The following is a 12,963-nucleotide window of genomic DNA, read 5'->3' as shown; positions in this document are numbered from 1 at the left end:
AGGGACCAGGATATCATCGATTATGGCATATGTTACTGTGCCCTGTATGTATCAAAGGACGTGGCTGCGGGAACTACGCCTGTTTCGTGTATCCCTGACAGAAGGCCTCCCCCTGGTGGATATAAAACTGAAGAGACTGAAGGTTCAAAACCATCTGTCCTGCCGGAAAAACATACCCTTCCGTTTCCGGTATACCGGTGCCGGGTATGCGGTTACCTCTGTGCACGCACGAGTCCTCCAGAGACCTGTCCGATATGCGGTGCTTCATCAGATCGGTTTGAGAAATATCTTAAATAATCCCGCACATACGTTCTGCCATGGACGCAGGTGGACTTTTTCGGAATTATGCGGTTGATATTGTCCTTCTCCCCCCTCCTGAGGTGATGGATGCTGCCATACAGATCAATCGAATGCTCATTGAAATGACCGGGGATGATGCAATACGGCTCGATATGGTGCAACATATTCCCCATGTATCCCTTGCAATGGGGTGCATCCCCGGGCGTGCCCTGTCAGAACTGAACGTTCCTCTTGAACAACTGGCAAACAGGCTTTTGCCGATGGAGATTGGCATTGAGGAGGCAGTAACGGTCGTCACTGACTCCGGCGACCGTGTGTCAGGCATTAATCTTGCAAAAGATGACTCCGTTTTTATCCTGCACCGCAGTGTTATGGCACAGCTTGCGGGCATCTCAAAGGAAAAATGCTCTGCAGCATCGTTTGTCCGCGATGAGGATGAGCAACTGACCCCCTTTACGCTTGGCTATGTGCCCGAGTACAAGGAGAAGGCAGGATATGAGCGGTATTCACCGCATATTACCCTGGGGAATGGTGACGTCACAGAGATTGAAAACCTGCCTGTGTTGCCGGAGAGAGCCACCTTTTCCACCATTGCGGTATGCCATCTGGGAAATCACTGCACCTGCCGGTCAGTGCTCTGGAGTAAATGTGCAGGGGGAAAAGGGGTCTGACGGGGGATAATCATCAATATCCTCACATTCGGTAATAGCAGGGCTGCCGTCTGCTACCGTAATTGTTCTGAACGGCCGGTATCCGTGTGAACCTGCAGAAGGGATACCATTCCCTCCTGTCCCGGGACAATGTGACGCATTCCTCACCGGATTTTATATGCAGAGAGGAGGTGGCAATGCTGATGGCGCGTGCAGGACAACAGGTGCAAAGGCGCCAAAAATCGGGATTATCTTTTCTCAGGGATCTATAGTGTTTTTGTATGTGTCCACAGAGTGCACGTGCCACTCTTGATTCTGCGTAAAAATAATCTAACCATGCGGAAATAATAACATTCGTGCAATAAAAAGAAATGATGCGTAAAAAGCGAAAGGGAAAACAAATCCCCTTCAATACGCCCCGGCCGGGACTTGAACCCGGGTCGGAAGCTTCGGAGGCTCCCAGGATATCCACTACCCTACCGGGACCTGCCTCATACTATTCATCTCAATGATATTAAGGGATTTCCATCTGACAGGGGAAATATTGATGACATTGGTGAAATCGCTGCAATAAATGGTATGTTTAAATTGAAAAAAAATTGAGATTGTTGTTTTAGTATTTTTTCTGGTGATAGAGCGCCCATATCTTACAGGCGCCTTCATGGCTGACCATGCATGGCCCGACCGGCTTTCTGGGGGTGCAGGCCTTTCCAAAGAGTTTGCAGTCAGAGGGGTCTGCCACACCGCGAAGCACCCTGTCACAGATACAGGCAGAATGTTTCTCAACATGTTTGATTTCGATGCCGAATTTCTTCTGTGCATCATATGCGGCATACTTCTCTTTTAGCCTGAGGCCGGAACCCGGAATGACCGGGAACCCCCTCCACTCCACATCGCATGTTTCAAAGACTTCATATATCATCTTCATCGCTTTCGGATTGCCTTCGCGGGAGACTGCACGCGGATATGCATTCTCGACCTCTGCCCGCCCTTCTTTGACCTGTTTGACAAGCATCAGGAGGCCCAGCAGAATATCCTCCGGCTCAAACCCGCCGACAACCTGCGGCACCGGAAACTGTTCATATTCCTGGTATCCGGCAACCACACAGACATGGCCTGGCAAAAGAAATCCGTCCAGTTTTGCCTCACCCTGTTCTAAGAGATACTTCATTGCTGGCGGAACAAACCGGTGGCAGCTGAGAATACTGAAGTTCTCCGGCGGTTCCTGCAGAATGGTGGCAGCGACAGTAGGCGCTGTTGTCTCAAACCCCACAGAGATAAAGACAACCTCACGGTCCGTCTTCTCTGCTATCTCAACTGCCTTGTGTACACCCTGGACCACCCTGACATCTTTTCCGTATTCCTCAAGGGCGCCCTTTGTGCCGGGCACCCGTATCAGATCCCCGTAGGTCGCGATGATGCAGCCTTTTTCTGCGAGGTCAATTGCAGCATCAATCTCGCCCTGGGGGGTGATACACACCGGGCATCCGGGCCCCATGACAATCTTCAGTCCATCCGGCAAAATACTTCGCAGTCCGGCATGGGCAATTGCGGCCTCATGCGTACCGCAGATGTGCATGAATGTATAGGGTCTGTCCATCTCTTCCTGTAACGCCTTGAGGATGTCTGTTCCATCTGCCATATTAATCATTATTTTTATAGTTGCCTGCAAAAAAGATTATCCCATATGTCTGATATTTTGATTGCAGCGGAAATTATTCTCATCGGGATCATTGCAGCCTATATAGTCGCACGGGTGTTTAAATGGCTGCAGCACAGGGCTGATCTGACCGAATCCAGGTTTGATGATATCCTTGTACTTTCGATTGGAAAACCTATTGTTGCAGGAATACTGTTTTTTTCATTTTTCCTTGCGATGGGGTATGTTACAGTCCCTGAGAAATATGCATGGATTATTGATGGTAAATTCCTGAATGCGGTGTACATATTTCTGGGTGCCTGGGTTGTCTCAATATTTGTTGAAAATTTCATTAAGTTGTACGGGCAGTGGCTCTCTGCCAAAACAGAGAGTGATCTTGACGACAAAATCATCTACATTCTTGAGGTTACCGTCCGGTATATCATCTGGTTTATCGCGATTCTCATTGTCCTGTCATATCTGGATATTGATATCACTCCGCTCATTGCCGCAGGGGGTGTCTTTGGACTGGCCGTTGCCCTTGCAGGACAGGACCTGATATCCAATTTCTTTGGCGGCGCCCTCATTTTGGTTGACAAACCCTTTGTCATCGGTGACCGGATTAAAATTGATGGATATCTGGGTGATGTGGAGAGTGTCGGGCCGCGAAGCACGAGAATCAAGACCCTTGATTATCAGTTGCTGACAATTCCGAATTCAAAAATAGCAAACAGTGTTGTCACCAATTATGCCATGCCGGATGTCAAACTGAAGGTAAAAATACCTGTTTCCGTTGCGTATGGGAGTGATATCCACCGGGTAAAAGAGGTCCTTCTGGAGATTTGCCGTGACGCAGCAACGAATACTTCCTATATCCTGACCGATCCCGCTCCCAATGTGTATTTCCTGGAATTCGGGGCGTCCAGCCTTGATTATATGATGGTTATCTGGGCAAAAAGGTTCAATATGTCATGGGAAATTAAGGATCACATCAATTTTGAGATTGAACGCCGGTTTGCTGAGGAAGGAGTTGAAATACCGTTCCCACAGATGGATGTGCATATGCAAAAGTAATCTCTATTCTTCTCTTATTTCATCTACAAATGTGGTCAGCTGAATCATAAATCCGGGGTCAATCCCGTTTTTGGCTGCAAAGAGCACGCCATGGATATCAGAGAGCCGGATTTTGTTTGTGAGGTAATGAATAAATTTTGAAATTCTCGCTGATGATACATAGATGAGCATGGTGCTGATTGAATCGAGCACGATGCACACATCTTCATTCTCAAATTTTTTCAAAGCTTTTGTGAGTGCAATTCCAATTTCAGTGAGATCTCCCGGGTTACTGATAAATATGACATCTTCACTGTCCCCTTCATCTTTCCCCAGGGCATAATTTGTTATGGCATCGATAAAAAAGACAAGACCTGTATTAATATTGGCACGGGAATACATCTTTAAAAGAATCATTGATGGCTGGTTTGTGGTGATCATAATTACACGGAATCCACCAGCGGTAATACTCTTTACAGCCTCTGTGCTCACGTTTTTAAGAAAATGGGCATCAGACTGGATAAGTATAATCTGTTCAGATGTCAGATCCCCGGGATTAATCACCAAATGTCTGCTCCTTTACTGAATGGTATCTGGTATCACATCTCTTTTTCAATCTCTTTGAAGTGGCCGATTACCGCCTGTGAGAGTTCCCTGAGATTATGAATTATTTGTGACAGTGCTTTCTGCTGCACCTGCAGTTCTATCAGTATATCTTCATCTTCATACCCTCCCTCTCTGATTCGTTCAATCAGGGATGCAATGTTACCTTCCACCAGTTCTGTGGGGTGGTTCAGGCGCATTGTTGCTTCGGATATATACCCCTTCATTGTCTGCTGAAGAGACTGTTCACGCGTCATATCCCTGATAATAGCAGAGATGCCATCGACCGTCCCGTCCTCACCTGATATTGGTGAAAATGCAATACCGGCTGTAATCTGTTTTTCTGTTTTCGTAAGGCATATTATATTACCTTTGAAATACTGCCCTTCTGAAACATTCCTGAGGATGGATGCAAAGAACTTTTTTTTATCATCCGGTATATGCCGGGAAAATGGTTCACCAATACTTTCTGCCTCCTCGTACCCGAATATATCCTCTGCAGCACTGTTCCATGTAAGGATTGACCCGTTCGGGCTGATGCCAATGATTGCATCATGTGATGAGTGGATGAATTCACTGAGGAGCAGTGCATCATTTTCACTCTGCCGGGTGTGAGTTACGTCTGTTCCGATTGTTACGTAGAACTGTGGAGTTGTACTGGTCTCAGGGATTCGTTCAATAGTCCAGGATATATAACGTATTTGTCCGTTTTTTGTTTTGATCTTTGTCTCATAATGAACTGATTTATTTTCTTTTTTTCTGAATGTATCCCTGACACTGGCAATTATTTTACGGTAGGTGCTGTCAGGATATGCTACTCTGAACGCTGTTGCCACATCAGGTATTTCATCATGAGAATAACCGGTGATGATCTCTGCTGCACGGTTCCACAAGAGTATTTTTCCGGTATTATCACTACAGAAAACGATCAGGTGGTCATTATTCAGGATGACCTGCGGGAGTATGTCCTGCAGATCTCTGGTAAGACTGGTATGTGGTGTTTTTTCCTTGTCCGTCATTATACCTCTTCTGAATCAGTGATCTCCACATATTAATAATTAAATGCATATGAGCAGTCTCTCTTATCTGAATTGGGGATGACTATTGATATTATATACTTAGTGTATTTCAAATGATAATTCTTTGTGTGCCTGCTGCCTGTGAGGGAATCAGTTTAGTATAGATGTTTCACAATACTCCGGTATGACAGGTATCTCGACTTCATGTCTGCACGACAGACCACTTGAAGATGCACTTGAAATTCTTTCGGGAATGACTGATTTTGTGGAGATTATGGATGATGGTCCTCATTACTGCCAGTCTGCAGAGATTCCCGGTCAGTTTTCTTTCCGGTATTCTCTTCATGCACCCTCACGGGGAGTTAATATTGCAAGTACACTTGAACCAATCCGCCGTGCAAGTGTTGAGGTAATCTCAGAAGCCCTTTCAATAGCCGGTGAACTGAATGCGAAGGTTGTCATCCATCCGGGGTATTCTGCATGGACGGAGGGGAAGGTATTTTCACTTCAGGCTCTCCGTCGTTCACTTGGTGAAATCGGGACTACAGCTGATGATTCGGGTGTCACATTTTTTATTGAAAATATGCCCAAATGGCCGTATTTTTTATTCTGCACCCCGGATGACTACCAGTATTTTGATGACTGTAACATATGTCTGGATGTCGGGCATGCATTTTTGTCAGGTGTTCTTGACTCGTTCCTTAGTCTGCCGTTTGCGCATTGTCATATCCATGATAACTGTGGGACAGAGGACAGTCATTTTCCTGTGGGAAGTGGCAGTATTGACTGGGAGAATGTGCTGAGTATTCTGAAGCAGAGAAAAGTGGAGCCGGTTCTTGAAGTGCGATCGCTGGATGCGGTTGAAACCAGTTTTGCTGCACTTAAATCTTTTGGTTTTGAATAGTGATTTTGTGGCAAAATGCCAGTATCTCTGCGCACAGAGGTATTTCGGACCATAAATTTGGGTTGGGAATAGCAGTTTCTGAGAACAATTTCAATACTATTTTATACGTTTGAAATCGACCTTGTAATACAATCCTACGATTGGTGCCTCAGTGGCTTAGTGGTATAGCGCGTCCTTGGTAAGGACGAGGTCGCGAGTTCAACTCTCGCCTGAGGCTTTCTGTTTACATCCCATTTTTGTTATTCTCTTCATTTTGATTGTTTTGTAATTGTCGTTTGTATAAATATGGCTCTGTAGAAAATGCTGCGCAGCGAAAGAAAACGTGTGTATGTGTGAAAAAACAGGGTCGGATGAATATCGGAAACGGGAGCTCCTGCTCCACACCTGTTTTTTGTCACCCTTTGTTTACCCTCTTTGACCCACTGTGCCGGGGAATTGGGGGGCAGAACGGACGTATTTTCTGCTTTTTTTTACTGCCGGAAAATGACGGTTGATTGCGGAATACTGAGCGGTCGCTATTGGCAGGTATTTTGGGAGGATCTACAGTCTCCGGCTGAGAACGGCCTGCTCCGGGCTTCTGTGTGGACACGTTTTTCCAAGGCGCAGGCCATTTTGAGGATTATTTATGCGTTGCTTAACCAGATGCCGGGATTTTTGCCCAAAGTGACGCGAATCGTACACCGCAGTTGCAGGAGGAAGAAAACAGCATATCCAGTGCCCTCCATTCCGATGTTAGCACTGTACTTTAATTTTCCCCGTTCCATTCTTTCAATAATAGGGGAGAAGGGCAATCATCACCTGAACTACTGTTCATATGTGGTGTGGTCACTTGGTGAACATCTCAGAATCATTGTAATACTCTGGTGGGATGGGTCTCTCACTCTCTGCTGTGTTCATCTCTGCACATGATATGGCTGGTATAAATGTCTGTCCCCTATCATTTGTGGATCGGATTCAACGTTTGGTGATAATCAACAGCGTATATCCATTTCTGACCTTATTTGTGGTGTTTATTGTGCGTTCCACCCTTTCTCTCCGTCCAATAATGTAACCCCCGGTTTCCAGTCCTGATATAAACTAATTTCTAAATTCGGGAAAAACGTATTTAGTCTGTAAGAATATATCCTGAAACTATAAATGAAGGGAAGGATATGCGAAATAATAGACATCTCAGATTTTTTTTGATAGTATGTATGGCGTTGCTGATTATACCGGCAGTTCAGGCAGATCAGGCCTTCAATATTTCAAAAATTGATTCCCCTGATACGGTCTCGATGGACTATTCAAAAACACCTCTCGGTACCACTAATGCATTTACGAGTTTTGTGCAATATCTCAGTGATCTGGCAGAGGAACTGATTGAGTTCATCGCGAGCATATTTGATATGCTCGGCATGAAAGATGACCCACATGTGGATGATCTTATGACTGAACTGAACCAGAGCAGGGATCTGATCAAACCATGATCTTTTGGGATTATTGACTTTATAGAGATCAGACATGTACGTTGAGGGGTGGAGGAATGTCCTGGACCAAAAACTATCCTGCTCTTCCATACCTGACCGGGTATAGTTTAGGGTTTAGATAATGGGGGATTCTGATTTATTCATTTTCAGTTTTTTGTAGATCAGTATCCGGAAGGGTTTCATTTTCCTTCGCTGCATCTGCATATCTCTTAACGAAAGCCCGGATGTTTTCCGCCTCGATATTTCCAATATTGAGTTGCCGGATTATGGTATCAATCTCATTTGCCTGTTCTTTTATTTGATCAACCATCTCGGCATTTTCAAGGTCAGTAATGCCGATGATTACCTGCAGCGGGTTCCTGATCTGGTCATTAAGCTCTGCAATATGTTCTGCCTTTGCCAGGAATTCACTGATGTGTTTAAGAAGTTCCCTGAATTTTTGTTCACTTTCCTGAAGCGCCTGTATTGATTTATGGTATTCTGTGATGTCTTCAAGAATAATGGTAATTCCGGGTGAACCGTCCGCAAAAACTGTTGGAATTACTTTCATTTTAAAGAATAGTTCTTCTGTATCTTTCAGTATCCTGATCTCTTCTGCTACTACCTCTCCTTCCAGGGCCTGATCGATTTTTGGCTGCAGGTCTACCCCTGTGTTGAAAGGGAGAAGAACATCCTGAATATTTTCATTGATAATTTCTTCTTTCCTGCGATTAAACAGGGAAATGGTATTGCTGTTTACCTGTACAATTTTCTGAGTATTATTCAGGACAATTACATAATCAGAAGAGAGATTCATCATCGCAGATATCGGCACCCGGTGTGAGATGAAGTATACCTTGGACTGCCCATAGGTTTCCATATCGACCTCACCGGACGTCCGCAGTATGTCCAGATAATGTCCAACGGTTATCCTGTTCATCCCGACTATTTCTGTAATCTGCGTAACTGACATGCCCCGTGGATTCTGCTTCAGAATCTCAAGAATCTTTGTCAGTCCTCCATGATTCTCTTTCATGATTCTGTGATATGTTGTCATTATAGTATTTAATGATTCATGTCCTCATCTATCACAACTGATTATCGGACCAACATATCAATACTGGATTGCATTTTCAGTATTTTTTTGAAAATCCAAGGCATTGCTACTGCCGGATAATGTATATACGCAACGGATTAAGATGGATGATGGAAAGATACTCTGGCTGAATCCCTGATCTGACATCCATACATTACCTGACATACTCATCGCCAATCCACAGAATATTTGTAACATCACCTGTTTGATCAAACATTTTTTCCAGATTCCATGTTAGATTAACTGGTTCACCAATTCGAGACACAAACGGCACTGAAATTTCCATGTGTTCATCTTTCGAATCATCTGCAATATACTTCCGAATCTCTCTGGTTTCAAGCTGCGAGGAGGGGGGAATGAAAGCTCCAATCTCTTTTCCGATAATGGTAGTGTCCTCTCCAATAATTTCTGAAATTTTTGAATTTGCACGGGTAATAGTTCCTTTTATGTCAACTGATAATACAGGCCGGTTCAGGTTTTTTCCACAGATGGATGCAAATACCTCATTTTGTTTCCGGACATCAAGGATATGGTTATTTTTGATCGTTTCAAAGATTGTTCTTAGATTTTTTTGCGATTCTTCTGACTGTGCATCACCCTTTTTTTCTTCCGGGTCTGCAATGATGGTATTTTTGGCCAGTTCTTTTTCATACCAGCATCTCTGAAGAACAACCGATGCCTGGTTTACAAAAATCTCAATGACTGATCTGATCTCATCGTTAATGCAGTTCGGTACGGCAAAGGAGATGCTCCCAAACAGTCTGTTATCCCTTGATATTCCTATCATATAGCATTCATAGAGATCCAGAACATCATTAATAGTCTTACAGACATCTTCTGAAAAGTTCTTCAGAAAAAGGTCATACATGCCTCCAGGCAGGTGAATCAGCCCGTTAGAAATCAGGTGTGGGCGATAGTCATCAGGAATTTTGAAGTTCTTATCCAGAACATTCTGGTTAAGCATGTTGCTCAACATATTTTCATATTCTTCAATTTCTCCTTTTATTGATTTGATGTGTAATGTTCCCGAATTTTCATCATATAAACTGACCACCGCCAGACCGCCGGGAAGAAGCGAAATGAGTTCAGAAGAGATGTAATCATATATCTGTTCATTGTGCGGCTGATTGGCAAAGTTCGTGGCAGACCGGGAAATAAATTCCAGATTTTTTATATGGGTTTTTTCTTTGATCTCGCTCAGTTTTCTGGCTGTATTGTCAGTACCTACTGCAAAGATCCCTGTGAGGCGACCCTCAGTATCAATGATGGAGCTGTTTGTCCAGGAGATCCATCTTTTCTCTCCATTCCAGGCAATGTATTCATTCTCCGTAATTCTGAACCGGGTTGGATTTTCAAGGATCTCTTCAATAATGTCGCTAAATATGCGAATATTTTCCACTGAACCGGAACAGATGGTATCAAATGCATTTTTGTTGATCAGTTCTCCCTTTTGATATCCAAGCAGTTTTTCCCCAAATTTATTGATATACAATATTTTTCCGGTCATATCCGTTTTCATGACTATTGCGCATGTTTTTTCAACTAAATCCAGATATTTTCCTTCACTTTTTAATAGTTCTGTTTCCATTTTCTTTCTGTGTGTCACATCCCGTATTGATTCAACTGCACCGACGACGTTTCCCTCTTCATCATACAATTCTGTTGCTTTCACCCAGAGATATGCCCCTTTTTGATTGTAGATGTGAGATGACCAGATCTCAGCATTAAGTGAATCTCCCTCTTTCCAGATTGTTTCAGACGGGTCGTATTGTGTCATGTCGCGGGACATTACGTAGTCAATGAGCATTTGCCGCTTTGCACCGTAAAAAGGAACTGAATAGAGACAGTCTCCCATACCAATAATTTCGTTCTTAGGCACTCCGGTCAGTTCTTCCATTGCCTTGTTCCATGCAATGACTTCAGAATCACCGTTAATTACAAAGGTGGCTTCAGGCAGAAAATCGACAATATCAGTAAATCGGGAAATAGTGCTGGTTAGATCTGATTCATATTCTTTCCTCCCGGTAATATCCCTTCTGACAACAGCAATTTTTTCGACATCCCCATCTGAATTTAGCATTGGTGAAAGCGAAAAGTCAAATACCCTGTTATCAGTTTCATCCACAAATGAATCCGATTTTTTTGAAACGATGATTTCAGATGTAACATCCCTGATGTTCCTGGCGACGTCTTCCGGAATAAAATCATAGATGCTTCTGCCGGTAATTGATTTTATACTCAGTGTGTCATCTGCGCAAAAGTCCCGGATGTATTTACAAGACGGTTTATTCAGTGACAGTATGCAGCCATTTAAATCAATAAGAAGGGAATTATCATTTATTGAATTCAGTAAAAACCGTGTGTTTTCCTCATTACGTTTCAGGGCTTCTTTTGCCAGTTTTGCATCGGCAACGTATCTTCCGATGAACTGGAATTCATGAATAGCTCCCTCGGCATCAAATATTGGAGATATGCTGCTTTCTATCCACCTGAATTTCCCCCCCTGTTGATGGATACGAAATTCAACATTTTTTGATTGTTTTTCAGCATCTGACAGATTTATGCATGCCTGAATCTGTTCTTTATCAACCGGATATATATCCAGTGACTCCATTGTTTTGCCTATAATCATATCTTTTTGAATGTTGAAATGATTGCAGAATGCTTCGTTAACATAATTTACCGAGTGATCCTTCGAAATCCGGCAGATCAGTTCCTGCTGACCCTCAACAATATCCAGATACCGATTTTCACTTAATTTTAAACAATTCTCCACATTTTTTCTCTCAGAGATATCCCGGATGACATAAAGGGAAACCAATCTCTCCTGTAAAGAAAATACATGGGCACTGGCCTCTATTGGGAATGTTGTGCCGTCTTTTTTTACCTGCATCCCTTCATAAATAGAATGGTAATTCTCTGCCAGATTTGTTTCGATTGTAGAGTTTTGACGGTGATATTCTGAATTAAATATTTCACCAAATTCCATCTGAAAGAATTCATCCCTGGTGTAACTTAGTTTATTACAGGCAGTATCATTTACTTCAATTAATTTCCCGATCTCCTGATTATCGGTGATCTCATAGAGAAATACTGAATCATTTACATTATTAAACAGGTTTCTAAATTTGTCTTCATTTTCAGTGAGTGCGTCTTTTATCTTCTTTTCTTCGGTAAAATCTTTGATAATTAAAATCAGGCCATGCTCCCCGCCCTCAAGGACTAATGGAATATATTTGACAAAAAAATAGTAGCGTTTACCATCATAAGCATAGGTAATCTCCTTACTGCATATCTCCCCGTTTTCAATCGAACGATCAATTAAGGGGAATATTGCTTCATCACTGATTACAGGGATTTCCGGGTTGTTAATTTCTCTGTTGAGTATGTCATTTTCATCAAGATTGAAGTATTTAAGGTATTTGTCATTAACCTGAATGATTCTCCTGTCCTGATTCAGAAGAACGATTAAATCAGGAGAACAATGCAGCATTGAATTGATTGGCAACCGGCGGGAGAGTGTGTAGACTTTTGCATTGCCGATGAGCTGCACATCAACTTTGCCTGATGCCAATAGAACCTGGAGATATTTTGCGATAGAATTTCGGTGAATGTTTGTAACATGAGAGATCTCTGTTATCGTCATTCCCTTTGACTTGAACTTTAGTATGTTCAGTATTCTATCGAGCAGTTCCTGCTCGCTGGGCATAGGTGTTGGATACACAATATGATATTTAAGTGTATGCAAGGCATCCTTGTTTATTTCATGTCCATTCTAAAATTTTAGAAGTTTTAATGAGCAATTATTGGTTGGATTTGAAAAATATTGAAAATAGTTAGTTATTTTTTCTCAAACGATTAATTTACATGAGGAATGCAACCACTTATAAGTGTTGTGCATTGTTTTTCTGGCGGCATTAATGAACTGACTGAACTGATAAAAGATCACTGCATTTAATATGTGATACATTTCTTCAGATGCAATCAGAATATTCTGTTTTAAATCCTAAGTTTGCCAGTTTGAGTTCATTCACCTGAGCAGACTATCCGCTACAGCGATCAAAAATTTTCATTTTTTGTCCGGATAATCTATTTGACAGTTAGTGAATTTCACTCAATCAAATCATGAAATACCCCAATTATGGCTTAAAATCGTCGTGTTTATGGCATCAAAATTCGAGTAGATGTATGTTTTCGTCTTTCGTTTCCACGAATCAACGGTAACTGTCAAATCCGATAAGGATTTTTTGATGA

10 protein-coding genes and 2 tRNA genes are annotated in these 12,963 nt (G+C 42.7%); 6 read left to right on the top strand and 6 right to left on the bottom strand.

Going from position 1 to position 12,963, the window contains the following annotated elements:
• Together MKMG_RS08360 and MKMG_RS08355 are read left to right on the top strand one after the other, a co-directional pair.
• Positions 1–297: rubredoxin-like domain-containing protein (locus MKMG_RS08360; protein WP_371415206.1), on the top strand; the 297-nt coding region annotated here is incomplete at its 5' end.
• A gap of 20 nt (positions 298–317) precedes the next feature.
• Positions 318–971, top strand: coding sequence for a hypothetical protein (locus MKMG_RS08355; RefSeq protein WP_165077247.1), 654 nt, complete (start codon positions 318–320; stop codon positions 969–971).
• Positions 972–1,364: 393 nt separating this feature from the next.
• Here MKMG_RS08355 and MKMG_RS08350 read toward each other — a convergent pair.
• Together MKMG_RS08350 and hypD are read right to left on the bottom strand one after the other, a co-directional pair.
• A tRNA-Arg gene (locus tag MKMG_RS08350) sits at positions 1,365–1,436 on the bottom strand.
• 127 nt (positions 1,437–1,563) lie between these two features.
• Positions 1,564–2,592, bottom strand: coding sequence for a hydrogenase formation protein HypD (hypD, locus tag MKMG_RS08345; RefSeq protein WP_165077246.1), 1,029 nt, complete (start codon positions 2,590–2,592; stop codon positions 1,564–1,566).
• A gap of 45 nt (positions 2,593–2,637) precedes the next feature.
• Here hypD and MKMG_RS08340 point away from each other — a divergent pair, with 45 nt between their 5' ends.
• Entirely contained in the window at positions 2,638–3,663 is a 1,026-nt protein-coding gene (locus MKMG_RS08340; protein ID WP_165077245.1) for a mechanosensitive ion channel family protein, read from the top strand.
• A gap of 3 nt (positions 3,664–3,666) precedes the next feature.
• On the opposite strand, the gene MKMG_RS08335 is transcribed toward MKMG_RS08340, so the two are convergent.
• Together MKMG_RS08335 and MKMG_RS08330 are read right to left on the bottom strand one after the other, a co-directional pair.
• Positions 3,667–4,209 (bottom strand): hypothetical protein, encoded by a 543-nt coding sequence (locus MKMG_RS08335; protein ID WP_165077244.1) that lies wholly within the window; start codon positions 4,207–4,209, stop codon positions 3,667–3,669.
• 32 nt (positions 4,210–4,241) lie between these two features.
• Positions 4,242–5,264 carry a PAS domain-containing protein gene (locus tag MKMG_RS08330; RefSeq protein WP_165077243.1) on the bottom strand — a complete coding sequence of 341 codons (1,023 nt, stop codon included), beginning with the start codon at positions 5,262–5,264 and terminating at the stop codon, positions 4,242–4,244.
• A 184-nt stretch (positions 5,265–5,448) separates the two neighbouring features.
• Here MKMG_RS08330 and MKMG_RS08325 point away from each other — a divergent pair, with 184 nt between their 5' ends.
• From MKMG_RS08325 to MKMG_RS08315, 3 genes are all read left to right on the top strand, one after another.
• Positions 5,449–6,168, top strand: coding sequence for a sugar phosphate isomerase/epimerase (locus MKMG_RS08325; RefSeq protein ID WP_165077241.1), 720 nt, complete (start codon positions 5,449–5,451; stop codon positions 6,166–6,168).
• A 145-nt stretch (positions 6,169–6,313) separates the two neighbouring features.
• Positions 6,314–6,385: transfer RNA gene (locus MKMG_RS08320), tRNA-Thr, on the top strand.
• Positions 6,386–7,361: 976 nt separating this feature from the next.
• Positions 7,362–7,634, top strand: coding sequence for a hypothetical protein (locus MKMG_RS08315; RefSeq protein ID WP_165077239.1), 273 nt, complete (start codon positions 7,362–7,364; stop codon positions 7,632–7,634).
• Positions 7,635–7,770: 136 nt separating this feature from the next.
• Here MKMG_RS08315 and MKMG_RS08310 read toward each other — a convergent pair whose 3' ends face one another.
• Complete coding sequence (locus MKMG_RS08310) at positions 7,771–8,649, bottom strand: PAS domain-containing protein (RefSeq protein ID WP_165077237.1); 879 nt, start codon at positions 8,647–8,649, stop codon at positions 7,771–7,773.
• Between the two features lie 214 nt (positions 8,650–8,863).
• A complete protein-coding gene (locus MKMG_RS08305; RefSeq protein ID WP_165077235.1) occupies positions 8,864–12,418 on the bottom strand; it encodes a PAS domain S-box protein in 3,555 nt (1,184 codons plus the stop codon).
• Between the last annotated feature and the right edge of the window lie 545 nt (positions 12,419–12,963).

This window comes from Methanogenium sp. MK-MG (assembly GCF_009914725.1).
Classification (GTDB): domain Archaea; phylum Halobacteriota; class Methanomicrobia; order Methanomicrobiales; family Methanomicrobiaceae; genus Methanogenium.
The sequence above is the reverse complement of the archived record's forward strand: the minus strand, read 5'-3'. Positions and strand labels throughout refer to the sequence as shown.

Coding starts and splice junctions, on each gene's coding strand:
- MKMG_RS08315 (WP_165077239.1), top strand. CDS start 7,362: ATGGCGTTGCTGATTATACCGGCAGTTCAGGCAGATCAGGCCTTCAAT.
- MKMG_RS08325 (WP_165077241.1), top strand. CDS start 5,449: ATGACAGGTATCTCGACTTCATGTCTGCACGACAGACCACTTGAAGAT.
- MKMG_RS08330 (WP_165077243.1), bottom strand. CDS start 5,264: ATGACGGACAAGGAAAAAACACCACATACCAGTCTTACCAGAGATCTG.
- MKMG_RS08340 (WP_165077245.1), top strand. CDS start 2,638: ATGTCTGATATTTTGATTGCAGCGGAAATTATTCTCATCGGGATCATT.
- MKMG_RS08355 (WP_165077247.1), top strand. CDS start 318: ATGGACGCAGGTGGACTTTTTCGGAATTATGCGGTTGATATTGTCCTT.
- MKMG_RS08310 (WP_165077237.1), bottom strand. CDS start 8,649: ATGAAAGAGAATCATGGAGGACTGACAAAGATTCTTGAGATTCTGAAG.
- hypD (WP_165077246.1), bottom strand. CDS start 2,592: ATGGCAGATGGAACAGACATCCTCAAGGCGTTACAGGAAGAGATGGAC.
- MKMG_RS08305 (WP_165077235.1), bottom strand. CDS start 12,418: ATGCCCAGCGAGCAGGAACTGCTCGATAGAATACTGAACATACTAAAG.